Here is a 24,038-nt window from a genome sequence, read left to right on the forward strand (position 1 = left end):
CTTAAGCTATTTTATAAGTCACAGCCTTTATTTAGGGTAACTTTATCCGTAGTAACTTTGATCATTTTCAGCCATAGTGACTAACGCCTGACAAGGACTATAGCGTTCACCATGTTGCTCTGCCCATTGGCTTAATTGTGCAACCACAGATTTTGCACCAATTTTATCAATATAGCGTAGTGGACCACCTAAGAATGGCGGAAAACCAATGCCGAAGATAGCGCCAATATCACCATCTCTGGCATTACGCACTATGCCTTCATCAACACAGCGTGCTGCTTCATTTAGCATCATATAAGTACAACGTTTACTAATTTCCGCTGCAGTTAAACTTCCCGCTGGCTTAATATTTAATAAGCTATAGATAGTTTCATCCACTTGTTTTTGTCCCGACTTAATACCTTTAAGGGTGTTTTGTAAGGTTTTTGCCAAGCTTTTCTTTTGATAGAGGTAAAAGCCTTTCTTCACTTTTTTACCTAAACGACCATCGGCGAGTAACTTATCAAAAGCCGCCGGCGCGGCAAAACGCTCACCAAGTTCTGCCTGTAAAATTGGCCCAATTTTAGCGCCAACATCAATACCAACTTCATCAAGCAATTGCATAGGACCCACAGGGAAACCAAACTTCACTAGCGCCTTGTCGATTTTATCAATGGGTTCGCCAGCAAGCAGTAAAATAGCCGCTTCGTTCATGTATGGCGCCAAAATACGATTGACATAAAAACCGGCTTTATCTTTAACTACAATAGGTGTTTTACCCTGCTTTTTAGCAAAGGCTACCGTATTGGAGATAGTTTGGTCAGAGGTTTTATCATGGGGGATTATTTCCACTAACGGCATTTTATCAACCGGCGAAAAATAATGTAGGCCAATAACATTTTCCGGACGCTTTGCCTTAGCAGCAATTTGCCCTATAGGTATGCTAGAAGTATTACTGGCAAAAATCGTTTTATCATGGCCATGTTTTTCAACTTCTGCCACCATATTTTGCTTTAAGGTTAAATCTTCAAATACCGCTTCTACAACAATATCAAGCGCTTTAAAACCTGTGTAGTCAACACTACCCGTGATCATGGCTAACTGCTTTTGCATCTCACTATTAAGTAAAAAACGACGTTTAACTTTTTTATTGAGTAGTTGATAGCTGTACTTTAATGCTTGGCCAATACCTTTGTGGTTAATGTCTTTAACTCGCACCGGTATGTGCGCTTTAGTTGCGGTGACAAACGCAATACCACCGCCCATTAAACCGCCACCAAGCACACCGGCTTTGGCTATTTTTTCGGGCATAACATCGGCAACGCCCTGCTCTTTTTTCATTGCTGTGGTGGCAAAAAATAGCTGACGCAGTTGCGCTGATTCATCACTCATGACCAGATCGGCAAAATGCTCTGCTTCTAATTTATAGCCACTTTCAGATGAAACCTCGATACCTGTGCGGATACAATCAATGATTTTAACGGGGGCAGGATAATTACCTTGGGTTTTAGCAAGCACAGATTTTTGTGCTTGTTGATAGACAATATTTCGCCCAACAGCATTATTCTCTAACAATTTATCCACTAGGCCTTGTTTACGCTTAACGATTTTTTTACCATGTTGCTGTAAAGATATCGCCAGTTGCTCGGCAACGTGCAGTAAAACAGTGCTAGGCACAACATCGTCAACTAAGCCATATTTTAGCGCTTGCTTGGCGCGTAATTGCTTACCGGTAAGCATCATGTCTAACGCTTTTTGTAAGCCGACTAATTTAGGTAAACGCTGAGTACCGCCGCTACCTGGTAATAACCCTAGCTGAACTTCAGGTAAACCCAAGGCTGTTTTGCTATTATCACTACAAACTCTAGCATGACATGCCATAGCTAGCTCTAAACCACCGCCTAAACAGGTACCATCGATAGCGGCAACAATAGGAATAGGCAATTGCTCTAGCAGAGCAAAAATACGTTGCCCCTGTCGAGATAAAGCGACAACTTCTTCACGGCTTTGACATGCTGCCAGCATATTAATATCGGCGCCAGCCACAAAAGAGTCTTGCTTACCACTACATAACACTATGCCAGTGATGGTTTTATCGGCTTTAATTTCAGCTAATACCGCATTAATTTGCTCAGCAAACTCAGGTTTAAGGGTATTAACCTTTTCACCAATAACATCAATCACTAAATGGGCAATACCATTGTCGTGACGTACTAAAGTAAAAGCACTGACCACTGATTTTCCTGGCGTAGCATTACCATTAGTGGCGACTTCAGTCACGACACTAGTTGCAACGTCTACGGCAACATCGTCAGCAGAAACCTTCGCTTCAACGTTTAAGGCATCGTTATTTTGTTCACTATCATTTGAATGAGTTTTTTCAGTCATTAATCTGTCTCCAAAATCATTGCTGCGCCTAAACCACCTGCGGCACAAGCCGTTGTTAAACCAACTCCACCACCACGGCGATTTAATTCATTAAGTGTTTGGGTGATAAGTCTAGCGCCTGTTGCTGCAAACGGATGACCATAAGCGAGTGAGCCGCCCATAACATTAAACTTATCCATATCAATCTCACCAATAGCTTTATCACGACCAAGGTGTTCTTTAGCAAATTTTGTGCTAGCGAACATTTTCATATTTGCTAACGCTTGAGCGGCAAAGGCTTCATGCATTTCAATAAGATCTAAGTCGGCTAAATTCATGCCCGCACGCTGCAAAGCAAGGGGGGTAGCATAACTTGGACCCATCAACATGTCTTGCCAAACATCGATAGCAGTAAAGGCAAAGCTACGAATATAACCTAATGGCTTATAACCTAGCTCTTTGGCTCTGCCTTCACGCATTAATAAAATAGCAGCACCACCATCGGTTAACGGCGTACTTGTTGCTGCGGTCACTGTGCCATGTTTACGATCGAATATTGGCTTTAATTTAGCATAACTTGCTAAATCAGAGTTTTCTCGAATACAGTTATCTTTATCAATAAAGTTTTTATAAGGTGCGGCATGAGCCGTCATCACTTCACCAGCTAATTTGCCATCTTGCCAGCTTTTTGTCGCTAAGGTGTGTGATCTATGCGCTAAAGCATCTTGGTCTTGACGAGATATATTATAAGTTTTCGCCATTTGCTCAGCGGTTTCGCCCATTGAAATACCGGTAGAGTATTCTGCCACGGCAGGAGATACTGGTAATAAATCTTTAAAACCAAGGCGGCTAAGTAACGAAAGTTTTTGTCCTAAGCTTTTTGCCTTGGTCAAGTCGACTAAAGTACGAGCAAGCCTTTTAGAAACACCTATTGGCGCTACGGATGAAGAGTCGGCGCCGCCCGCAATACCCACATCTACATGGCCAGCCATAATAGATTCAACAACATTGACCGTTGATTGAAAACTGGTGGCACAAGCGCGAGAAACACTATAGGCATCGGTAGTGACCTTCATACCCGTACCCAAGACGATTTCGCGAGCAATGTTTGGCGCTTCCGGCATTTGCACTACTTGACCAAAAACAAGTTGGTCAATTATAGCCGGGTCAATATCGTGCTTTTGCAATAATTCGTTAACAACGATTTTACCCAAGTCAACTGCTGGTACACCATGAAAAGCCGTTGCCTGTTTAGTAAACGGTGTACGCAAGCCAGCAACGATTGCTATGCGTTCACCGGTCGAGGTTGTTAGTTTTCTTATTGTCATTTATTACTCCACACGCTTAGTTATAATGTAATTTTTAATTAAAAATCCAAGAGGTCTGACCTCATGAAATTCCCTTGATTTTAACTAACTAGCGAGAAAATTCAATCATTACCTGAAATCAACCACGACAAATAACATTTTTTCCCTTAGTTGATAACAATTAGTATTAAAATTTTGTTACTTATCACTTGTTTTCTTTCACAAAAACCTTATATAAAATACCAGGTGCTGTTAAATCTTCAATTTATAAAGCTATTGTGCTTGAAAAAGATGGCAGCCGATGCGTTTAAGGACGTTTGCTGATAACAAATACATCATTAAGCAACAAAGCTTTACGCTTGGTCAACAGCACCTAGAACAACGTTTACTTAGTATAACCGCTTGACAAAAATGTGCTGAAAAGCGAGTCTAAGCCAGATTATCACTAAGTTTCACTTTATAACGAACAATATTAAAAAGAATTTATCAGTATGGCAATTGAACATTTTTCTACGTTAAAACAACATTTATCTTCACAAATCATTGGTCAAGAAGCGTTAGTTGAGAGTTTGCTTATTGCCTTACTGGCTAATGGTCATTTAATTGTTGAAGGACCTCCGGGTTTAGCCAAGACTCGCGCCATTAACGCCTTGGCGCAAGGGTTAGAGGCTGATTTTCACCGCATCCAGTTTACCCCTGATTTATTACCTGCCGATTTAACCGGTAGCGATATTTATCGTCCAGACGATGGTACCTTTGTCTTTCAACCAGGCCCTTTGTTTCAAAACTTAGTACTTGCCGATGAAATTAACCGAGCACCCGCCAAAGTACAATCGGCTTTATTAGAAGCGATGGGAGAAGGTCAAATCACCGTTGGTCGTAAAACCTATGACTTACCTAAGTTATTTTTAGTGATGGCAACACAAAACCCCATTGAGCAAGAAGGTACTTATCCGCTGCCTGAAGCACAATTAGATCGTTTCTTGATGCATGTTGAAATTGGTTACCCAGACGCAAAAGCCGAGCTAGAAATCCTGAAACTAAATCGTAGCGAAGCGTTAAAAGCCAATGCTAATGACGGCCAGGATACAGCGAATAAAAAAGCGACTTTACGGGTATTAAGTCAAAGCGAAATATTTTCAGCGCGAGAACAAGTACTAAATATACATATGGCTCCCGCTTTAGAGGACTATATAGTCGATTTAATTATCGCCACTCGCCAGCCAGAAAAGTATGATGACAAGTTAAGTTCTTGGTTAGCGTATGGTGCTAGCCCACGTGCCACTATTGCGCTTGATCGTTGTTCCCGCGCTCGTGCTTGGTTACATAATCGAGATTTTGTCAGCCCTGAAGATATTCAAGCGGTGTTCCATAATGTTCTTAGACACAGAATTATACTCAGTTATCAAGCTGAAGCTGAAGGAATTACCACGAATCAGGTACTAGATCATATTTTAACTCAGGTTGCTGTTGCCTAGTTACTAATGCCTAGCCGTAATAGCTGAGTGGCTAATAATTAGCGCAATCACTGTTAATCCAAATCGAATTATCAAGTAGAGTTACTTTATGTGGTTTAATCGTCAAAAACAATCACCTGCAATTAACGCCAGTACCGATTCTTATCAATCCATACTGGCAAGTTTGTATAGCAATGGTATTGATTTATCTATGCAGGAGTTATTACAGTATCAAAGTAAAAGCCGATTAATTGACTTGGTGGGTAAAAAAAATATTCAAGGTAAACAATCTGGTAATTATCTGTCGCGTAGCAAGGGTCGCGGCATGGAGTTTGACGAAGTACGTCATTACCAAAGCGGTGATGATGTTCGCGCCATTGACTGGCGGGTAACTGCACGCACGGGCACAACTCACACTAAACTTTTTCGTGAAGAAATTGAAAGACCAGTACTGATAGCCACGGATTTAAGCCAGAATATGTGTTTTGGTAGTAAATTGCTCTTTAAAGCGGTACAAGCTGGCCACTTAGCAGCTCTCGTTGCTTGGCATGCAAAAAGTCGTGGTGATCGTATCGGTGGGCTAGTATTTTGTGATGAACAGCATATAGAATTAAAACCCCGTAGTCGTAAAGCGGGTGTGCTGCATTATTTACATGCCTTAACCACCTTAAATAATCAAAAAAAACCAACAGCCAATGCCGCTCAAACGGCCTCATTAGACCCTGAAGTCCCCTGCAGCCAAGAAGGCAATAAAGCTGAAAATAAAAGCGTAACAGGACGACCGAAAAGTCATTATTTCGATCAACACTGTGCCCGTTTAAGATATCTTGCTAAACCCGGTTCACTGGTTTATTTGATCACCGATGGTCAAGCCCTTAGCGATGAACAAAACTGTCCACATGCCTTACGACATCTAAGCCAAATTAGTCAACATTGTGAATTAGTAGTGTGTTTAATTAGTGATCCGCTCGAGCAAGAGCTTCCTCACAGTACCCGAAAGTTAGCGGTAACCATTACCGATGGTTTTAATCGCCAGCAGTTAACTTTGGGCGATAACAAAACCGCCGAGCAATACCAGCAACAAGCCCGTAAACAGGCTGAGAAATTGCAGTTGCTGTTACAAGCAACGGGGGCTCGCATAGTACACTTTAGCGCCGGAAATTCCCTTGAGCAACAATTAAAATATAGTGGGGTCTCTTTATAATGACGATAAACAATGCCTCGGTGCCAACGGGTCAACCTTTACCTGAGCAATCATCACCATTACAATTGCACGATATCCATGTACCAGAGCTAGTGAGTAACTTGCCTATCGCACCAGGTTGGTGGCTACTGCTGGCACTTATCATTATTGCGGTTTTGTGGTCTTCTAAAAAGCGTAAACAAAATAGACAGTTAAATGCTAGTAAACAGCAAGCACTAGCCGTGCTTGCTAACAATCAAACAATGAGCGCTAAAGCGTGTATTAACTTATTAAAATGGGCGGCTATGCAATATTTTAGTCGTCAACAATTAGCACAATTATATGGTGATAATTTTCAAACTTTTTTAATACAACAATTACCGGAAAAATACCAAGTGAAGTTTACTCAACTCAGTACAGCCGCTTTTCAACAGCAATATCAAGCGGAACAAGGCACAAATACTGATATTAATAGCGATTGCCAGCAAGCGACAAAATTATGGCTCACTCATGCACTCCCCGTTAATAAAACGCTAAGCCGTGCTAAGGTTTTACCGGTAGAAAAACCTTCCACCCTCAATAAACTTGTACCAGTAGAGAAACCCTTTGCTGTTAATAAACCTGTGCCTACAGAAAAAATCTCTACATATAATAAACCTGCACCGACAGAAAAACCCTCAGCCGCTAATAAACAAGAGGAGTTAAGCCAATGATAAGTTTTGCTTGGCCCTGGCTATTTGCCTTATTACCTCTGCCCCTGGTTATCTATTTTTTACCCGCTAAAAAGAATGGCAAGCAAGAAAGTGCCCTGATCATGCCGACGCTAATTAATGTCTCAAGCAATACAGTCAGCGTTCAGCAAAAAAGTACTGCGCCATTAATTATTTTATCACTTTGTTGGCTGTTACTGGTTTTGGCTATTAGCCGACCACAATGGCTTGGTGAAGCTATTGAGATACCCAGTGAAGGCCGTGAAATGATGATTGCCGTTGATCTTTCTGGCAGTATGGAAATAGAAGACATGAGTCTTAATGGTCGCAAGGTCAATCGTTTGCAAATGCTTAAAGTTGTCCTTGGAGATTTTATCGAGCGCCGTGTTAGTGACCGTCTCGGTTTAATCTTATTTGCCGATGATGCCTACATGCAAACGCCGATGACCTTTGATAGAAAAACCGTCAAGCAAATGCTCGATGAAAGTGAACTCAATCTTGTCGGTAGAAAAACAGCCATTGGCGATGCCATCGCACTCGCGGTTAAGCGTTTTGATGCCAAGCAAGACTCTAATAAAGTCTTGTTATTATTAACTGACGGTCAAAATACCGCGGGTAAAATAACGCCAGAGCAAGCATTAGAATTAGCCGTTGCTAAAGGAATCACTATTTACACCGTCGGTATTGGTGCCGATGTAATGCTGCAACAATCACTTTGGGGCACGCAACGCATTAATCCTTCAAGTGATTTAGACGAGCAAAGCTTAGCTAACATCGCCGAAAAAACCGGTGGTCAATATTTTCGTGCCCGTGATAGTCAAGCCATGAGTGAAATATATAGTTTGTTAGATCAGCTAGAGCCTGTTGAGCAAGAGCAGCAAAAAATGCGTCCGCTGAGCGCGTTATACTATTGGCCACTAGCATTAGCCGCGCTTATTTGTTTTATTTATTTACTCAGTTTACATGTCAGCTTTTTATTGCCCAATTTTTTATTACAAAACAAACCCATGAATAAAAATGATGTTCACGCTAATTCCTATGCTGAGGGTGGTAAATAATATGTCAGTACAACAAACTAATTTATTAACTGAATTCAGCCAAGTAGTTAGCGATTTTACCTTAGATAGTCTCAGCTTCGAAGGCATAGTCAATAACTTTCACTTTATTCGACCTTGGTGGTTACTCGCCTTTTTCGCTTTATTACTGGTGTTATTTCTGCTGAAAAAGATCCGCTATTACCAATCACCTTGGCAGCATTTCCTCCCTGCGCATTTAGCGAACGCCTTATTGGAAAATACGCACAGCCAAACAACATCAGTTACCTCATCCCAAAGCTCTTATTGGTTAAAACCTTTCGTTATTGGTAGTGCTATTATTTTTGCCCTAGCAGGACCTGCTTGGCAAAAATTGCCACAACCTGTTTATCAACTAGAGCGTGGCTCGGTACTTATCATGGATATGTCTTACTCCATGCTAAGTACCGATGTGAAACCCAATAGATTGACCCGTGCTCGCTATAAAGCCTTCGATTTACTGAAAGTAATCAACGAAGGTGATATTGGTTTAATTGCCTATGCTGGTGATGCCTTTATTATTAGTCCCTTAACGCAAGATGTTAGAAATATCGAGCTACTGTTACCGGCATTGTCACCTGACATTATGCCTGTTTATGGGGCAAATGCTTTGGCAGCCTTAACCTTAGCTGCTCAAACCCTTAAGAATGCCGGTCATATTAGCGGTGATATTTATTGGTTGACTGATGATATTGATAATGAAGAAATGTCTGATATTTACGCTTGGGCAAATGGCAACAGCCATAAAGTGAATATTTTAGGCGTCGGTAGTAAAAATGGTGCCCCGATAAAACTAAGTAGCGGCAAGTTACTCAAAGATCATAAAGGCGCTATCGTGGTGCCCAAATTACCCGCGGCTAGACTGGCGGCGATAAGTAAGCGTAGCCGAGGGGTTTATCATACGATGACCAACGATGACACAGATATCAAAGCACTGACGGCTCATTTAAGCAATAGCCTTGAGGACAAGGTTGGCTCAGACAATGAGCAACCAGGTACACCTCAAAGTAAACAAGCATTGTTAGGCGACCAATACCAAGAGCAAGGTCCTTGGTTACTCATCATTATTGTGCCACTGCTATTAAGCTACTTTCGCCGCGGCACCAGTATATTAGCGATAACATGGCTAATGCCACTGACGTTAGTATTGAGCTTAACCAGCCTAAGTCCGCGCAGTTATGCAGCTGAGCTGAACACCAAGCAAGAGCCGACAACGTCTAGTTTGCACACCACCACTGGCACTAATAGCAAGAGTAATGTCGACGCCAATGCGACCACCAGTGGTGTAAATCAATTTTGGCGAGATTTATGGCAAACCTCAGACCAACAAGCGCAACAACACTATCAACAAAAAGATTATCAACAAGCTGCAGAGCAATTTGAAGATAGTCAATGGCAAGGCAGTGCTCACTACAAAGCCGGTGATTATGAACAAGCATTACAAGCTTTTAAAGCAAGCGACAGTGCACAAGCCCTGTATAATCAGGGCAATGCCCTAGCACAGTTACAAAAAGTTGATGAGGCCATCAAAACTTATAAAAAGGCGCTGGCAAAAGAGGCTAACTTGAGCGATGCCAAAGATAATTTAGCCATACTTGAAGCGCTGAAAAAACAGCAAGAACACCAAGAACAGCAGTCGCAAGGTGATAAGAAAAATCAGGACTCGCAAGAGCAATCACCAGACGATAAAGAACAAGATCAGCAAGAAGGCCAAGAAAATAAGGACTCACAAGGGCAGCAACAACCAAGCCAGCAACAACAAAACCAACAAAGTGCTGAGGAAAATAAGCAAGAGCAACAAAGTGCACAAAGTAAACAACAAGAACAAGAACAAGAACAAGAACAGCAGAAAAAACAACAAGCAGAGCAAAGCAAAGCTGCCGACGATGAACAACAGCCAAGCGATGAAAAATCACTAGCTCAACAAGCCATAGATAACAAAGCACAAGAACTTGAGCAAAAACATCAACAACTTTTAAATAAGGTCACTGACGATCCTTATTTACTATTACGAAATAAAATGCGCCTCGAATATCAAAAGCGCCGACATGAGGGTTCGCCTCAAGGAGTAACTAAAAAGTGGTAAGTAATTATTCAATGCCTTTAACAGTTAAGGTGCCCTTATTTCTTTTACAGAGCCTCATACTGTCCCTGTTACTTATGGCGACACTTTTGTTAAGCAATAATGCCTACGCTTTATCAAAAGTGACTGCCACTCTTGATAAAAATCCAGCGATGATTAATGAGTCGATAATATTAACGGTAATTGCTGATGACGATGTCGGCCCGAAAGCTTTAGATACCAGTCCCTTACTTGGTGATTTTATTATCGGTCAAACATCGGTTAGCTCACAAACCAGTATGATCAACTTTAAAACCACCCGCATCACTAAATGGCAAATAATTTTAATTGCGCGTAAACCTGGGCAATTTATAATCCCTGCCCTTAAGGTTGCAGACCTGCAAAGTGACCCCATTGAGCTGACCGTGGTGGCAACAAATGATGCCAATAGCAACGCACAAGCAGATATTTTTGTCACCAGTGAGTTATCCAGTGCTGAGGTATATGTACAACAGTTATTGACCCTATCAATAAAGTTACATTTTGCCGTAGATCTTAAAAGTGGCAACTTAACTGAGCCCAGTTTAAGTGGTGCTACCATTGAAAAAATAGGCCAAGACAAGCAGTCTGATAGCATTATCAATGGTAAACGTTACCGGGTAATTGAACAAACTTATGCTATTACCCCGGAACAAAGTGGTGAGCTGACTATAAAAGCACCGCTATTTTCCGGTGAGATATTGCAAGCTTCGACCCGGCGTTCAAGTTTCTTAAGCTTTGCGCAAACGAAACCAGTGAGAATTATAGGCGATGAGCTTCACTTAACTGTCTTACCCATACCGGCCAACTACCCAAGCGACACCCCATGGTTACCGACTGATATATTAACCTTGCATCAAGAATGGCAAGCAAGTAATGCACAATTTACCGTCGGCGAGCCTATTACTCGTACTATCACTTTAACTGCAGCGGGACTTTCAAAAGCACAACTGCCCAAGCTTGAAATGCAAAGTAGCCCTGGTTTGAAAATATACCCAGATCAAGCTGAGTTACATGCCAACCTAAGCAACAATCGCTTGGTCAGCCAAAAGGTACAAAATTTTGCCCTAGTACCCAGTATGGTGGGGGACTTTGTCTTACCCGCGATGAGTATTACTTGGTTCAATACTATCACCAATAAAATTGAACATGCCACCCTGCCAACACAAACTATCTCGGTACAAGCAGCAGAAGGTACTATGGCGACTAATTATTCCAATGAGCGAAGTGGCACAAGCCACAACACTGCTAACATGGCCGACTACACTGCCAATAACGCGGCTAAGATCGCTGAAAATTTTTCTGAGCAGACGGCCCTCGCCGCCTCGGTAGCAGCTGTGCAAGATAAGCGCTGGCAATGGCTCTTTCTTAGCTTATGGCTATTAACGAGCTTAGCATGGCTTATTCAAAGTATTTATTTACGTCAAAGCAGTCATAAAAATAAGCCTGCTCAATTTAATAAGGTAACAAAAATATTTACTTCGGGTAGTCACTATCTGGCTCTGTTAGCCGCCTGTAAAAAAAATAATGCCGAACAAGCGCTACCTTTGATCTTGCCTTGGCTAAGACAATTACTCACCAGTGATAGACCGGGACTAAAAATCAATAATATTGCCCAGGCTCAAGAATGTATTCAAGAGCAAAGTTTTGCCACCGCACTGAATGATTTACAGCAACACCTTTATGGCAAGAGTGCTATTGATGGCGCACCGTCTTGGCAAGGTTTGACTTTACTCACCGCCATTCAAACTGTGCAGAAGCAACAAGATAAAAAAAATAATACCAAGCAATTATTAGCACTTAACCCTTAAAAGCGAACCTTTGTAAGCTAGCTTTAAACGTTAAGCATTAGCTATAATAAATGGCATAAATTAAAAAATTTACGGGCGCTTGAAATAAACTTGCCTATGCTAGGGTCTATAACCATATGATGACAAAACAAGTTAGATATGAGGCGCTAGTAAAGGCGCTACACGGTGATTTATACCGTTATGCCTATTGGCTCTGCCACGAAAAACAAGTGGCAGAAGACTTAGTGCAAGAAACCTTTTTACGTGCTTGGCGTGCCCTTGATTCGTTAAAAGATGAAAAAGCCGCCAAGTCATGGTTAATCACTATATTACGACGAGAGAATGCCCGACGCTTCGAAAGAAAGCGTTTTGAGATGAGTGAGTATGAAGAGGCAAACATAACAGATACTCAATCAATAACCACAGAGCAGGAGCTTGAAAACCACTGGTTAAGAGAAAAAATAGCGCAACTGCCGCCAGAATATTCAGAGCCGTTAGTTTTACAAGTATTAGGTGGTTTTAGTGGTGCAGATATTGCCACCATGTTAGATCTAAATAAAAACACTGTGATGACACGTTTATTTAGAGCCCGAAACCAATTAAAAGAAGCGTTAGCAGCACAACCGGAAAAGCGAGGTATGTACAATGGATGATTTGCAATTTCGACGTGCTATATATGCCGATCCCAATAACCCCGATGCTGACACTATCGCGGCACAGCAACAAGATCCAAGCAAAAAACAATTTGCCCAAGAAATTTGTCAATTAGATGAAAAAATAATGCGCGCATTACAGGTGCCCGTGCCTGAGGGGTTAGCCGAAAAACTGATCTTACGCCAAACGTTAGCAAGTCACCAAGTACAAAAGCGTAAAACGCGTGTGCACTTAGCGTTAGCGGCCTCTGTCGCCATTGTTGGTGGCTTAATGCTTAACTTTATGCAATTTTCCAGTGCTTATAATAATTTAGGGGATTATGCCCTAGCCCATGTTTATCATGAGCAAGGCAGTTTTGCTAACAATGCTACTAGCCTAGTGACCTTAGCGTCATTAAACCAGAAGATGGCGACGTTTGATGGCAACTTCAGTCAAGCCCTAGGCAAGTTGTTATTTGCCGATTATTGCCGCTTTGATGGTATGAAAAGTTTGCACTTAGTTTATCAAGGTAAAACCAGCCCTGTTACTGTCTTTATTGTCCCTAAAAATGAGCAATTAAGCTTTAGCCCTGATTTTAATGACAAAAAATTGTTTGGCAGCTCGCTTGAGTTTACTCACAGTAATATTATTGTCGTTGCTGATAAAAATGAGTCTTTAGAACTATGGCAACAAAAAATTAGTGAAACTGTGTCTTGGCTTATTTAATACCCATTTCATTAAATTATTGCCCACTTGTGCTGGTTAAAATACTCCAAGGCGTTGCTCTCAATCCCAATAGCCCTTTTAATAGCTAGTAATAAAAAAGCCCTGCTGTCGCTGTCTTATTAACAGTGATAGCAGGGCTTTTTTGTCTTCATCATACGATGATTAGAATGCTCTTGTTTATAAGCGCGGTATAAAAGTCGAACATATGACTTATGTACCGCACAAAGACTGTCTATAAAGTGTTTTCAAATAACTTATAGATACGACGGTATTCATCTAACCACGAGCTTGGTTGCACAAAACCATGTGGCTCTACCGGATAAATAGCTGTTTCAAAATCTTCTTTCTCAAGTTCAATCAAGCGTTGTACTAAACGTACGGTATCTTCAAAAAAGACATTGTCATCAACCATAGGCGCATTGATGAGTAAGGGTTTTTTAAGTCCTTCAGCAAAATAAATCGGTGAACTGCGTTCATAGGCTATGGCATCATCTTCAGGAGTATTTAAAATATTGGCAGTATAACCATGGTTATAATAAGCCCAGTCAGACACTAAGCGAATTGCCGCCCCTGAAGCAAATAAGTCAGGGTCGGTAAATAGAGACATCAGCGTTAAGAAACCACCATAAGAGCCACCATAAGTACCAACACGCTTGGCATCAACATTAGCATTGTCAATGAGCCAATTAACACCATCACGCATATCTTCTACTTCCACTTTGCCCATATGACGGTATATCGCGGTACGCCAATCTCGTCCATAACCGGCTGAGGCGCGGTAATCCATGTCAATAACCACATAACCTTGTTGCACTAACATGGAATGGAACATATATTCACGGAAATAACCTGACCAACCCAAGTGGGAGTTTTGTAGGTAGCCGGCACCATGAGTAAACATAACAGCACGATTTTTATCGGCAGTTTTATCAAAGTTTTTAGGTAAATATACTTTTGAATAAATGGGCTGTTTTTGTTTGCTTGAAGGAATAGCAACAACCGTTGGTGCCGCCCAAGGCATAGCCAAAAATTGCTTAGATACTGTATAAGTAATGCGCTTAGCCTTGCCATGCGCATTTATATTTTGCACATATAGCTCCGGCGGCATAGTAACGCTAGAATGCTCAATTAACAGTTTTGATTCATCTGGGCTAAGCACATAATCGTTTTTACCCCCTAAGTCAGTTAATGCAATTAGATTCTTAGCCATATCCACTTGGTATATTTCATAAATACCTGGGTGTTTTTTATTGGCTTTAAAAATAAAGTGCTGATTATCTTGCGTTAGCGTAACACTGCTCACTTCAAAGGCACCAGACGTTAGCTTAACCGCCTTAGCGTTTAAATTTTTGTGATATAAATGAGAATAGCCAGACTCTTCCGATAAGTAATAAAGGCTGGCGTTATTATCAGCATTTAACCAACCAAATTCATTAAAGTTCCAGTTAATCCACGCATCATCATGGAGTTTATGTTGGCTAACTAAAGTATTATCAGAGAAATTAACCGTGGTTAACCAACGTGTTTTGTTGTCCCAAGCCTCTAACATTATCGCCAGATGTTGACCATCTTCGCTCCACTTAATGGGGTTATACATACCAAGCACATGAATGTTACGCGCTTTTTTCTCCGACTTATATTTCTTGCCAGCACGAGCATAGTTTTCCGCTTTAACACTCGCTAAAACATCTTCATCAAAACCCGGTAGGCTGTCATAACTTAAAGCTTGTTGTGTACCTGTTACTAAATCAAGTATAAAGAGTTGTTCTTTATACTGTCGGTTGTTGGCTACACGAGCACGTACTTTTTTAGCGACAATAACACCCTCTTTAGTAATGTAATTAGGCATAATATCGCTTTTATCACGGCTAGATTTTGCCAAGGCTATGCTGACCAATAATTTATCACCTGCTGGTGACAGGCTAGCATAGGCTACTTTATTATCTTTACCAAAATAAAATTTACTATCGGTTACCGCAGAGTTTTCAGCGGCTAAACGCTGTTTTTGCGCGTGTTTTAACTGCGCATTTCTCTGCTGTAAGGCAATATATGCAATGAGCTTATGCTGCTCTTTAGCTAGATAGCTTTTCGGCTCGGTGACGCCCGCGGGTTTGTCTGACATGTGCAAACTTGCCAATTCTTTAATTTGACCTGTTTGCCTATTGTGGCGATAAAAAACATTAGCCACTTGATAGGCAATATCGCCATTGGTCAAAAAGAATGCCTTACGCTCAGTGTTTGAGGTGAATGTTAGCTGTTTTACTGTATTACTCGCTAAGATTTTAACAAAAACATCACCATTAAAAGTATAAACTTTATGGGTACGCGCTTGATTGAACTGCGCATTTTTATCGGCAACTTTATGCTTAATCGATAAATCTACTGGCGAGGTCTTACTACTATTAGCCAGATCCAGGGCATACAAATCACGTAAAGGGTTGCCTAATTGTTTTTGCTGATAATAGACAGTGTTACTATCATCGCCCCAATACCATGACTCTGGTGCACGACCAAACCAATCAGGGTCTGCCATCACTTGCTCTAAGGTAATAATAGTGTTTGCTTGTGCGTTAACTGCCACAGTACTGGGCACTTTGTCTGGCGCAGAGGTATTAAGCTGTTCACTAAGCTGAGTATTACTACAAGCGGCTAATGAAAAGCTAAATGCTACGGCAATGAGTGGTATTTTCATAAAATAAATTCTTTTGTTGAGTGCTTTTGTTAAAGAATGAATGCAGAGTGCCAAGTTAACGCGCACACTGACTGCTCTTATATTAAATTAAGTTTAATTAAGTTAGCTTTACTATGAGACGTTATCCTAATCGAAAAGAAAATAAAGGGTAAGATAAAACGACCAATACCGTTTTATATGCGTTAAAAAAACGCTAAAATAACAGGCTTTACTGATACTACCATCATTGGACACTTTGTTATGCTTTGCCCGTGCGGTTCAACCTTATTATTTAATGCTTGTTGCCAACTTTATATTACACAACAGCAGCAACCCAGCACGGCTGAGCAATTGATGCGCTCACGCTTTAGTGCCTACGCAACAAAAAATGGCCAATACATTTTTGCTACCTATAGCGCCGCTCAGCAATTAAAGCAGTCAGTGCGTGAGATTCAAGGGTGGGCGGATGAATGTTTGTGGTTGGCGTTAAAAATACATGCTAGTAGTAAAAATACCGTAGAATTTTCAGCCTATTATGTCGTCGATAATACCTTATGGGAATTACGAGAAAAGTCTAATTTTACCGTTGAAAAAAAACAGTGGCGCTACCTTGATGGTGACATTACCGAGCATAACCAGATAAAGAAAATTAAACGCAATGAAATATGCCCATGTAACCAATATGCAACAGCTTGGTCCGCTAAAAAAGGCAAGAAGTTTAAACAGTGCTGTGCTAAATCGCAGGTTCGATCATTCTAACTAGGCTTAGTTAAGTAGTGGTGCTTTAATGAGTGCTTGTTGAATGCCCTCTAACCAGGCCTGAGCATTGAAGTTCAGTGGCTGACTAAGCGGTTTATCCGCCTCGTTATTCGTTCCAGGCTTAGCTGGTGTTGCCGCTGCTGTGATTTGCCTGTGCTTAAGCTGAGTAAATAAACTGGTGTTTTGCAGCACTTGCGTGTCGATATGGCTTTTATCATCACGAAAAGCTAACGGTTTAGCTTTCATCGCGTTAGTTAAATGTATATTGGCTAAATCGTTATCAACAATCGTTTGTACTTGGTTGAATTGCTTAACATCCTCTGGTGCAGACAGTGCTAAAGGTGCTGGTGCAGCTAGGTTGAATTGTTTTCTCAAGGCAATATTACTTAAGTCTGCCGTTATAGGCTCGGCTGCTTGAGGTAATAAAAATTGGCTTTGTTCACGGACATCATCCGTTAACATTGCCAGCATCAAGGTAAAGTCTGCACGACGAGTTTGTCCAACACTTTCATTCAACTGCTCACCAAGTTGCAACTCATGTAGCAATACATTAGTGACTGAAAAATCAGTGACCAAATGCTCAGCACTGCTCTTGCTCACTTCATTATCTGGTGCGAAATTATTGCTTGAAAACTGTGGTAATAGCTCTACGGCCACTGCGCTATGCTCTTATTTATGCCTTGATAAATAAGTTATCGGCTAAAAGTAAAAAACATTTAGCCGATAAGAGCATAAATTTACAATTAATTATTACACTGCTTTATTAAGCGATTTTATTGCCAATAATTATTGCCTTTGAGCACTGCGTTTAAGTACTATTTTTACTTACAGCTGATGATAATTAAGTTAAGTCACTTGCTTTATTGGCCACGTAAGTGTGAAGGACGCACCGCCAAGCTCACTATCACCGATAACTGCATGCCCTTGATGCCACTCCATAATGCGAGCAACAATAGCTAAACCTAAACCAAAACCACCGGTTTCACGGTTTCTTGATTGATCGCCACGTGAAAACGCATCAAAAATAACTTGCTTAAATTCATCAGAAACACCATCACCGTTATCTTCAACACAAATTTGGCATTGTTCTTTTTCTAATGACAGCGTCACTCTCACTTGGCCATTACCATACTTAATGGCGTTGCTAATAAAGTTATTAACCGCCCTATCGATAAAGTGGCCATCACAGCAAACAAGGTTATTCGGCAGTTTATTAATAAACTCTATCGAGCTGACAAACTGATCATGACTGGCTATTTGTAAGCTCACTAACTCGCTCAAGTCAGTACGGCTAAAGTTCAGTTCAGGTTTGTCATTATCAAAAGCAGCATATATAAGCATTTCATTGATCAGCTCTTCTAATTCACGCACATCATTGCTAATTTGTTGCTGGTACTTTATTCTTTTTTCATCATCTTTAATTGTGTCAAGCATCTGTAAAGCAAATTTGGTTCGCGCTAAAGGCGTTCGTAACTCATGGGACACGGCATTGGTTAACTCTTTATGGGCTTCAATTAAACGCCGAATACGCGCTGCCATCATATTAAAGGAGGAAATCATCGGTGCTATCATGGTTGATTTTGCCGCGGGGGCCTTACTATCAAAATTACCTTGACCAAACTCCTTGGTCGCTTTTTTTAATAATTCTAAATCCCGTGACATCGGCCATAACCAAATAAAAATGATAACGCCAAAACAGGCTAACATTAACACTCGGTAAATGGCCTTTAATCTGGGCCTAGTTGGCATTTTTACCCGATCTAAAGTAATAACAGAGTTGGAATCTTTTAGTAAATAATGAATGACCACCTGATCATCGAAATAATAAATATGAGTATTTGAGTGCATTAAAGCATTATGTTTGGTGTGATCAATTCCTTCAACTTCCGCTAAAGACATGAGTTTCAAAGGTAAGTCCCAGCGTTTTGCTGCCCCAGCTATTATCGCTTCCCACTCGTCTTCAGGATGCTTTTGCACATAATCCCCAGTAGCCATCATCAGGGTTTTATAACCGGTATAGGATTCAATATCTTGCTCTAGATAAGATGTCCACACTTCATCGAGTGCCCAAGAAAAAATGATAAAAGTGGATATGATAAAGAAATAGAGATTAAAAAACGAACGACCTAATTTCATTAATGTGCCTTAATTAACAGAATGAAGTAAAAGTAAGCTTAAGAAAAAGGCTTTGTCACTGGCAAGAAGTAAACAAAGCCTTGATATTTTAGTCGCTATTTAGCAATTACCAGTAAAACCTGCACTTTGAGTGCTAATGGCTAATGGCTAAACGCTACAGTGAGCTAGCTCCATGCGTCTGGCACAAATAAGTAACCCTGGCCCCAAATAGTCTTGATCCTAAATGGCGTTTCAGTGCTGTCATGTAATTTTTTACGTAAGCGAGAAATTCGCACATCAACACTTCTGTCTAAGCCATCATATTCACGGCCAATTACCGCTTTATAGATATAATCTCGATTTTGTACTTCACCGGATTTACTGGCCAGTAACCATAACAAATCAAATTCTTGGCTGGTTAGGTCAATATTTTCACCTTGCAAAGTCACTTTACGTGAGGCTTTACTGATAAATAAACCACCACAGTTAATTTCACCTTTATCTTCATTTTGGTTAGGTAAATCGCCGCGACGTAATAAGGCGTTAACTCGCGCTAATAATACTCGCGGTTCAACTGGCTTGATAACATAATCATCAGCGCCAATTTCTAAGCCTAACACTTGGTCAAAATCAGTACTTTTTGCTGTTAACATTAATATCGGGCCGGTAAATTCTGGGCGTAAATCACGACAAACACCAAAGCCATCTTTACCTGGTAACATTACATCTAAAATAATGATATCTGGCGAGAAAAGTTTTACCCGTTTAGCAACGGTGTCACCACGATATTCTTGCTTAACATGAAAGCCTTCATTGGTTAAAAAGTCGGTGACTAAATCGGATAATTGACGATCATCTTCAACCAATAATATTTTTTTTACGTTTGAGTTACTATCTGGCATATACATTTCCTTATTTATTACGTGTTATTTATGCTATTGATAAATAACGGTACGAATAACGATACTGATAACTGTATTAACAGTTTTTTGTTGTGTTGCTCATTTAGGCTTAGCTTAAACAAGTTATTACGGTTAAACAATAGGCTCTACCAGTTGTTACGTTTAAATTACACTTTATAACATTAAGGGCTGTGGCTAACGTTCAAACTAACGGTATTGAAAATCGTCAAAGTCGCGCTACATCAAGGTGGACTGTCAGCCAATGCCTAAGCAGATAGACCCGTTACCATTCAAGATGCATGTTTCAGAGTCCTTGAGCAATGTCAATTCAAGGCGCTGTGATGAAATAATGGTTGTTCAGGAGCACAGAGTACTCTTTGCGACTTATTATCTCAAAAATTAGTCAATAGCAGAGACTAAAATGAAAATTCAACCGCACCTCGGTAAAATAAACCTTGCGAGACGATAGATAAACACGCAAGATCAACCGCTTAATTTACCCAGCAATACATATCGATATTGTTCGCTAAAAGTCATTAGGAATCCTATGAAAATCATCTCTTTTAATATTAATGGCCTTCGTGCCCGTCTTCACCAATTGCAAGCGATTATCGATAAACATCAACCCGATATTATTGGCTTACAAGAAATAAAGGTACATGATGAAGTTTTCCCTTTAGCAGCGGTTGAAGCCATGGGTTACCATGTCTACTTCCATGGTCAAAAAGCACATTATGGTGTCGCTATGTTATGTAAAAAAGCAGCAGATACCGTGCAGCGTGGCTTCCCTAGCGATGACGATGAAGCACAACGCAGAATGATTATGGTAACAACTACCAACGATAAAGGTGAGAAAATAACAGTATTAAATGGCTACTTTCCACAAGGCGAAAATATTAGCCACGAAACTAAATATCCCTACAAGCGTAAGTTCTACCAAGACTTAATGAACTACCTTAATGACAATCACACTAATGATGAAAATGTCATTGTCATGGGCGATATCAATATTTCACCACTTGACCTTGATATAGGTATTGGCGAAGTAAACCGTAAACGTTGGTTAAAAAGTGGTAAATGTTCTTTCCAAGATGAAGAACGTCAATGGTTAAAAACCTTAATGGATTGGGGCTTTATTGATACTTTTAGAAAATTGCACCCAGAAACAACAGCACGATATTCGTGGTTTGATTATCGCTCACGTGGCTTTGATGATAATCGCGGTCTTCGTATTGATGTTGTTCTAGCAACACAAAACCTGGCAGCGCAATGTATTGAAGCTGATATTGATTATGAATTACGCGGCATTGAGAAACCTTCAGATCATGCACCTATTTGGTCAACATTTTCTTAAGGTTCACTATACATGCATACTGAAAAATTTGCCCAGTACCGGTGCCCGCTTTGCCAACAAGCCTTGTTGCTTACTGAAAAGAGCTACCGTTGTATAAATAAGCATAGTTTTGATCAAGCTAAACAAGGCTATGTAAATTTATTGCCGGTTCAATTTAAACATTCAAAAGAACCTGGCGATAACAAAGCAATGGTACAAGCTAGACGGGCATTTTTAGATAAAGGCTATTACCAACCCTTGCTTGACAGTATGCTAGCGCTCTATCAAAAGTATGGTGATAAAAACGCCGCCGTTTTTGATGCTGGCTGTGGTGAAGGATTTTATACCCATCAGCATAAAACTGAGCAGAATAGTGTCTACGGCGTCGATATTGCCAAAGAGACGATAAAAATTGCCGCAAAACGCTATCAAGATTGTTTTTATAGCGTAGCAACGCTGTCTGACCTGCCCTTTAATGATGGTCATTTTGGCTGGCTATATAGCGTTTATGCGCCTATTTTAGAAAGTGAGTTTACCCGTGTTTTGCAAGATAAGGGTTATTTGTTGACGGTTACACCGGCCGATAACCATTTATTTGAACTTAAAGCACTGATATATCGCCAGGCAACCAAACATGACACTGCAAAACAAGTCATTAAGCAATTAACCTTGGTTGAAGAGCAACGTTTAAACTACCCAATGAACTTCTCTAATAGTGACGATGTGTTGAATTTATTAGCAATGACACCCTTTGCCTTTAAAGCCAGTGAAGAGTTAATTAACGAATTAAAGCAACAAAAAGAATTCAGTTGCCAAGCTGATTTTGTCCTGCGCTTATATCAAAAATAATAATAATCAAAAGCATGGATAATCGGGGAAGTCACTTTTATCACAACAAACTTTTACGTTAACAATAGACAAAGTAACGAGAGTTACTTTGTCGTCGCAAACGTTAATTGTAAAAGTTGCGCAAGATCGATATAGCGTGGTTTATACGTTGCTAAGCTAGCAATCGCATTCTTATTACTGTGACTATAGCGATGACCATTACTTTGCTCATTGTTACGATCATTGTTATAACCGACTTGCTCCGCAGTTTTCTCTTTACCCTGCTGCTTTACCTTTTCTAAACCACTGTGATACCAAGAAGCCAGTGATGGCGGTAACAACTTATCGGCTTTTACCCCAGATAAAACTAAGGCCTGTACGGGCATACTGATTAAAAACAAACCATATACCAGCGCTTGCGGTAGTGCATTTATGGCATTATTTATCGAGCCTTGGCCCAATGGATACCCTGAGGCTAAATAAAGCTGCATAATGACAGTAAACATGGCTAAGGCAGGGAAATATCGACAAACAAAGCGGGCGCTTTGTACTGCTCGATAATCTTCAAAATACTGCGTTAATTCTGGCTTGTCAGGCCAAAGCGCTAAATATTTTTGCCCCAATTTAATGAGTTCTACAACGGAGATATTCATATCACTACTATAGCAGTTAGAGCTTATAAGCAACAGTCAGAAATGTAACTAACTAATTAGTACGAATAGTAATCATTAAAATGCCAATAAAACAGCCTTTTATTACTTTGCATCAAGATTTTTAAGCAAGTCCAGCGCTATAATGAAGACACTCGTCTTATTGCATATATTATCTCTACACCTTTTCACTTTTTTAAAAGACAACATACATGACCCAACAAAAATCGCCCAGCCAAGTATCAGTTAATACAACTGCCATTTTAGTGATTAATTGTGGCAGCTCTTCCGTTAAGTTTTCCTTAATCATGCCATTGACTGGCGAAACGCTATTATCCGGCTTAGCTGAATGTCTACTCAGTTCAACGGCTAGCATCACCATCAAGCAGGGTGGGAAAAAACAGTCTTATAAGCTAACCGAACCCTTTAATCACCAAGCAGCACTGACGGTCTTAGTAGAGCAATTACAACAGCTTAATTTGGTTCAATATATCAGTGCCATTGGTCATAGGGTTGTCCATGGTGGCGAACATTATTCAGAGCCAAGGTTAATTACTGAGGAGGTAGAGCAAGCGATTGCTCAATTGGCAACACTAGCACCCTTACATAATCCGGCAAACCTTATTGGTATTAAATCATGCCAGCAAGCTTTTGCCAACTTACCGCAAGTAGCTGTATTTGATACGGCGTTTCATCAAAGTATGCCAGAAAAAGCCTACCTCTATGGCCTACCCTATACACTGTACAAGGAACATGGCATAAGACGATATGGTTTTCACGGTACCAGCCATTATTTTGTCGCAAAACAAGCAGCAAAATACTTAAATAAGCCGCTAGAGCAATGTAACTTGATCAGTGCCCATTTAGGCAATGGTTGTAGTGTTACCGTGATTAAAAAGGGTAAGAGTGTCGATACGAGTATGGGCATGACACCTGGTGAAGGCGTAATGATGGGCACTCGCTGTGGTGATATCGATGCCGGCATTCTCTTTCATCTAGTAGATAATTTAGGTTACGCCATTAATGATGTAGATAAATTAGTTAATAAAGAAAGTGGTTTATTGGGTGTTTCCGGTTTAAGTAATGATTGTCGTACCTTAGAAAAGGTCATGTTAGAAGATAATCATGTGCAAGCCACTTTAGCACTGACAGTATTTTGTTACCGTATTGCTAAAAGCATCGCCTCCTATAGCGCCAGCTTAACTCAACTAGACGGCCTTATTTTTACCGGTGGTATAGGAGAAAACTCAAGTTGGGTGCGTACTGAAATAGTGAAACAACTCAGCTTATTAAACTTTTCTTTAGACGAAGACGAAAACCAAAGAACGCGCTTTGGTGTATCAGGTAATATTGCAGATAAAAACTCAAGAGCTATTTGGGTTATTGCCACCAATGAAGAATGGGTAATAGCAGAGCAATCAGCGCTATTATTAAAAAATTTAGCCAAGTAAATG

General features: G+C 40.5%; 20 protein-coding genes. 12 read left to right on the top strand and 8 right to left on the bottom strand.

Translation table 11 applies throughout. The annotated features are described in order from the left end of the window. Positions 1–42: 42 nt before the first annotated feature. Together fadJ and fadI are read right to left on the bottom strand one after the other, a co-directional pair. Positions 43–2,367 carry a fatty acid oxidation complex subunit alpha FadJ gene (gene fadJ, locus ASU03_RS10375; protein WP_082627245.1) on the bottom strand — a complete coding sequence of 775 codons (2,325 nt, stop codon included), beginning with the start codon at positions 2,365–2,367 and terminating at the stop codon, positions 43–45. Continuing rightward, a complete protein-coding gene (fadI, locus tag ASU03_RS10380; protein WP_057831763.1) occupies positions 2,367–3,674 on the bottom strand; it encodes an acetyl-CoA C-acyltransferase FadI in 1,308 nt (435 codons plus the stop codon). Before fadI ends, fadJ begins: the two co-directional genes overlap by 1 nt. 470 nt (positions 3,675–4,144) lie before the next feature. Here fadI and ASU03_RS10385 point away from each other — a divergent pair, with 470 nt between their 5' ends. The 7 genes from ASU03_RS10385 (at position 4,145) to ASU03_RS10415 (ending at position 12,620) form a co-directional block, all read left to right on the top strand. Next, positions 4,145–5,131: an AAA family ATPase gene (locus ASU03_RS10385; RefSeq protein WP_057831764.1), complete on the top strand. Its 987-nt coding sequence runs from the start codon at positions 4,145–4,147 to the stop codon at positions 5,129–5,131. Positions 5,132–5,219: 88 nt separating this feature from the next. Further along, on the top strand, positions 5,220–6,314 hold the full coding sequence (locus ASU03_RS10390) for a DUF58 domain-containing protein (protein WP_057831765.1): 1,095 nt from the start codon (positions 5,220–5,222) through the stop codon (positions 6,312–6,314). After that, complete coding sequence (locus tag ASU03_RS10395) at positions 6,314–7,006, top strand: DUF4381 domain-containing protein (RefSeq protein WP_082627246.1); 693 nt, start codon at positions 6,314–6,316, stop codon at positions 7,004–7,006. Before ASU03_RS10390 ends, ASU03_RS10395 begins: the two co-directional genes overlap by 1 nt. Continuing rightward, positions 7,003–8,061, top strand: a complete 1,059-nt coding sequence (locus ASU03_RS10400) for a vWA domain-containing protein (RefSeq protein ID WP_057831766.1) — start codon at positions 7,003–7,005, stop codon at positions 8,059–8,061. Before ASU03_RS10395 ends, ASU03_RS10400 begins: the two co-directional genes overlap by 4 nt. Before the next feature lies 1 nt (position 8,062). Next, the gene (locus ASU03_RS10405) at positions 8,063–10,162 is read left to right on the top strand and encodes a vWA domain-containing protein (protein WP_057831767.1); all 2,100 of its coding nucleotides are present in this window, start codon (positions 8,063–8,065) and stop codon (positions 10,160–10,162) included. Between the two features lie 86 nt (positions 10,163–10,248). Further along, positions 10,249–11,988, top strand: a complete 1,740-nt coding sequence (locus ASU03_RS10410) for a BatD family protein (RefSeq protein ID WP_231731552.1) — start codon at positions 10,249–10,251, stop codon at positions 11,986–11,988. A 116-nt stretch (positions 11,989–12,104) separates the two neighbouring features. Further along, positions 12,105–12,620, top strand: a complete 516-nt coding sequence (locus tag ASU03_RS10415) for a sigma-70 family RNA polymerase sigma factor (RefSeq protein WP_057831768.1) — start codon at positions 12,105–12,107, stop codon at positions 12,618–12,620. On the opposite strand, the gene ASU03_RS22095 is transcribed toward ASU03_RS10415, so the two are convergent. Beyond that, the gene (locus ASU03_RS22095) at positions 12,579–12,674 is read right to left on the bottom strand and encodes a hypothetical protein (protein WP_442855138.1); all 96 of its coding nucleotides are present in this window, start codon (positions 12,672–12,674) and stop codon (positions 12,579–12,581) included. The two genes, ASU03_RS10415 and ASU03_RS22095, sit on opposite strands and share 42 nt — an antisense overlap. On the opposite strand from ASU03_RS22095, the gene ASU03_RS10420 reads away from it, so the two are divergent. Then, positions 12,640–13,326: a DUF3379 family protein gene (locus ASU03_RS10420; RefSeq protein WP_442855141.1), complete on the top strand. Its 687-nt coding sequence runs from the start codon at positions 12,640–12,642 to the stop codon at positions 13,324–13,326. The genes ASU03_RS22095 and ASU03_RS10420 overlap by 35 nt on opposite strands. Positions 13,327–13,558: 232 nt before the next feature. Here the strand turns inward: ASU03_RS10420 and ASU03_RS10425 are convergent, their stop codons facing one another. After that, positions 13,559–16,018 carry a S9 family peptidase gene (locus ASU03_RS10425; protein ID WP_057831770.1) on the bottom strand — a complete coding sequence of 820 codons (2,460 nt, stop codon included), beginning with the start codon at positions 16,016–16,018 and terminating at the stop codon, positions 13,559–13,561. A 240-nt stretch (positions 16,019–16,258) separates the two neighbouring features. Here ASU03_RS10425 and ASU03_RS10430 point away from each other — a divergent pair, with 240 nt between their 5' ends. Continuing rightward, complete coding sequence (locus ASU03_RS10430; RefSeq protein ID WP_057831771.1) at positions 16,259–16,756, top strand: YchJ family protein; 498 nt, start codon at positions 16,259–16,261, stop codon at positions 16,754–16,756. 6 nt (positions 16,757–16,762) lie between these two features. Here ASU03_RS10430 and ASU03_RS10435 read toward each other — a convergent pair whose 3' ends face one another. The 3 genes from ASU03_RS10435 to ASU03_RS10445 all read right to left on the bottom strand — a co-directional run bounded on the left by ASU03_RS10435 (position 16,763) and on the right by ASU03_RS10445 (position 19,773). Beyond that, positions 16,763–17,413: a VC2046/SO_2500 family protein gene (locus ASU03_RS10435; protein WP_231731553.1), complete on the bottom strand. Its 651-nt coding sequence runs from the start codon at positions 17,411–17,413 to the stop codon at positions 16,763–16,765. A gap of 189 nt (positions 17,414–17,602) precedes the next feature. After that, positions 17,603–18,892, bottom strand: a complete 1,290-nt coding sequence (locus ASU03_RS10440) for an ATP-binding protein (protein ID WP_057831772.1) — start codon at positions 18,890–18,892, stop codon at positions 17,603–17,605. A 164-nt stretch (positions 18,893–19,056) separates the two neighbouring features. Further along, complete coding sequence (locus ASU03_RS10445; RefSeq protein WP_057831773.1) at positions 19,057–19,773, bottom strand: winged helix-turn-helix domain-containing protein; 717 nt, start codon at positions 19,771–19,773, stop codon at positions 19,057–19,059. A gap of 547 nt (positions 19,774–20,320) precedes the next feature. On the opposite strand from ASU03_RS10445, the gene xthA reads away from it, so the two are divergent. Both xthA and rlmA read left to right on the top strand, forming a co-directional pair. Further along, positions 20,321–21,127 (top strand): exodeoxyribonuclease III, encoded by an 807-nt coding sequence (gene xthA, locus ASU03_RS10450; protein ID WP_057831774.1) that lies wholly within the window; start codon positions 20,321–20,323, stop codon positions 21,125–21,127. A gap of 12 nt (positions 21,128–21,139) precedes the next feature. Next, entirely contained in the window at positions 21,140–21,955 is an 816-nt protein-coding gene (gene rlmA, locus ASU03_RS10455) for a 23S rRNA (guanine(745)-N(1))-methyltransferase (RefSeq protein WP_057831775.1), read from the top strand. Positions 21,956–22,038: 83 nt separating this feature from the next. Here the strand turns inward: rlmA and ASU03_RS10460 are convergent, their stop codons facing one another. Next, positions 22,039–22,587 (bottom strand): DUF412 family protein, encoded by a 549-nt coding sequence (locus tag ASU03_RS10460; protein ID WP_057831776.1) that lies wholly within the window; start codon positions 22,585–22,587, stop codon positions 22,039–22,041. 209 nt (positions 22,588–22,796) lie between these two features. Here ASU03_RS10460 and ASU03_RS10465 point away from each other — a divergent pair, with 209 nt between their 5' ends. After that, positions 22,797–24,035 carry an acetate/propionate family kinase gene (locus ASU03_RS10465; RefSeq protein ID WP_057831777.1) on the top strand — a complete coding sequence of 413 codons (1,239 nt, stop codon included), beginning with the start codon at positions 22,797–22,799 and terminating at the stop codon, positions 24,033–24,035. Positions 24,036–24,038: the final 3 nt, after the last annotated feature.

It is taken from the genome of Colwellia sp. TT2012, assembly GCF_001440345.1.
In the GTDB taxonomy this organism is placed as follows: domain Bacteria; phylum Pseudomonadota; class Gammaproteobacteria; order Enterobacterales; family Alteromonadaceae; genus Colwellia.

Excerpts from the sequence above, each read along its gene's own strand:
- ASU03_RS10415 (WP_057831768.1), top strand. The coding sequence starts at position 12,105 with ATGATGACAAAACAAGTTAGATATGAGGCGCTAGTAAAGGCGCTACAC.
- ASU03_RS10405 (WP_057831767.1), top strand. The coding sequence starts at position 8,063 with ATGTCAGTACAACAAACTAATTTATTAACTGAATTCAGCCAAGTAGTT.
- ASU03_RS10390 (WP_057831765.1), top strand. The coding sequence starts at position 5,220 with ATGTGGTTTAATCGTCAAAAACAATCACCTGCAATTAACGCCAGTACC.
- ASU03_RS10395 (WP_082627246.1), top strand. The coding sequence starts at position 6,314 with ATGACGATAAACAATGCCTCGGTGCCAACGGGTCAACCTTTACCTGAG.
- ASU03_RS10430 (WP_057831771.1), top strand. The coding sequence starts at position 16,259 with ATGCTTTGCCCGTGCGGTTCAACCTTATTATTTAATGCTTGTTGCCAA.
- ASU03_RS10385 (WP_057831764.1), top strand. The coding sequence starts at position 4,145 with ATGGCAATTGAACATTTTTCTACGTTAAAACAACATTTATCTTCACAA.
- ASU03_RS10425 (WP_057831770.1), bottom strand. The coding sequence starts at position 16,018 with ATGAAAATACCACTCATTGCCGTAGCATTTAGCTTTTCATTAGCCGCT.
- ASU03_RS10400 (WP_057831766.1), top strand. The coding sequence starts at position 7,003 with ATGATAAGTTTTGCTTGGCCCTGGCTATTTGCCTTATTACCTCTGCCC.
- ASU03_RS10440 (WP_057831772.1), bottom strand. The coding sequence starts at position 18,892 with ATGAAATTAGGTCGTTCGTTTTTTAATCTCTATTTCTTTATCATATCC.
- rlmA (WP_057831775.1), top strand. The coding sequence starts at position 21,140 with ATGCATACTGAAAAATTTGCCCAGTACCGGTGCCCGCTTTGCCAACAA.
- ASU03_RS10465 (WP_057831777.1), top strand. The coding sequence starts at position 22,797 with ATGACCCAACAAAAATCGCCCAGCCAAGTATCAGTTAATACAACTGCC.
- ASU03_RS10460 (WP_057831776.1), bottom strand. The coding sequence starts at position 22,587 with ATGAATATCTCCGTTGTAGAACTCATTAAATTGGGGCAAAAATATTTA.
- fadJ (WP_082627245.1), bottom strand. The coding sequence starts at position 2,367 with ATGACTGAAAAAACTCATTCAAATGATAGTGAACAAAATAACGATGCC.
- fadI (WP_057831763.1), bottom strand. The coding sequence starts at position 3,674 with ATGACAATAAGAAAACTAACAACCTCGACCGGTGAACGCATAGCAATC.
- xthA (WP_057831774.1), top strand. The coding sequence starts at position 20,321 with ATGAAAATCATCTCTTTTAATATTAATGGCCTTCGTGCCCGTCTTCAC.
- ASU03_RS10445 (WP_057831773.1), bottom strand. The coding sequence starts at position 19,773 with ATGCCAGATAGTAACTCAAACGTAAAAAAAATATTATTGGTTGAAGAT.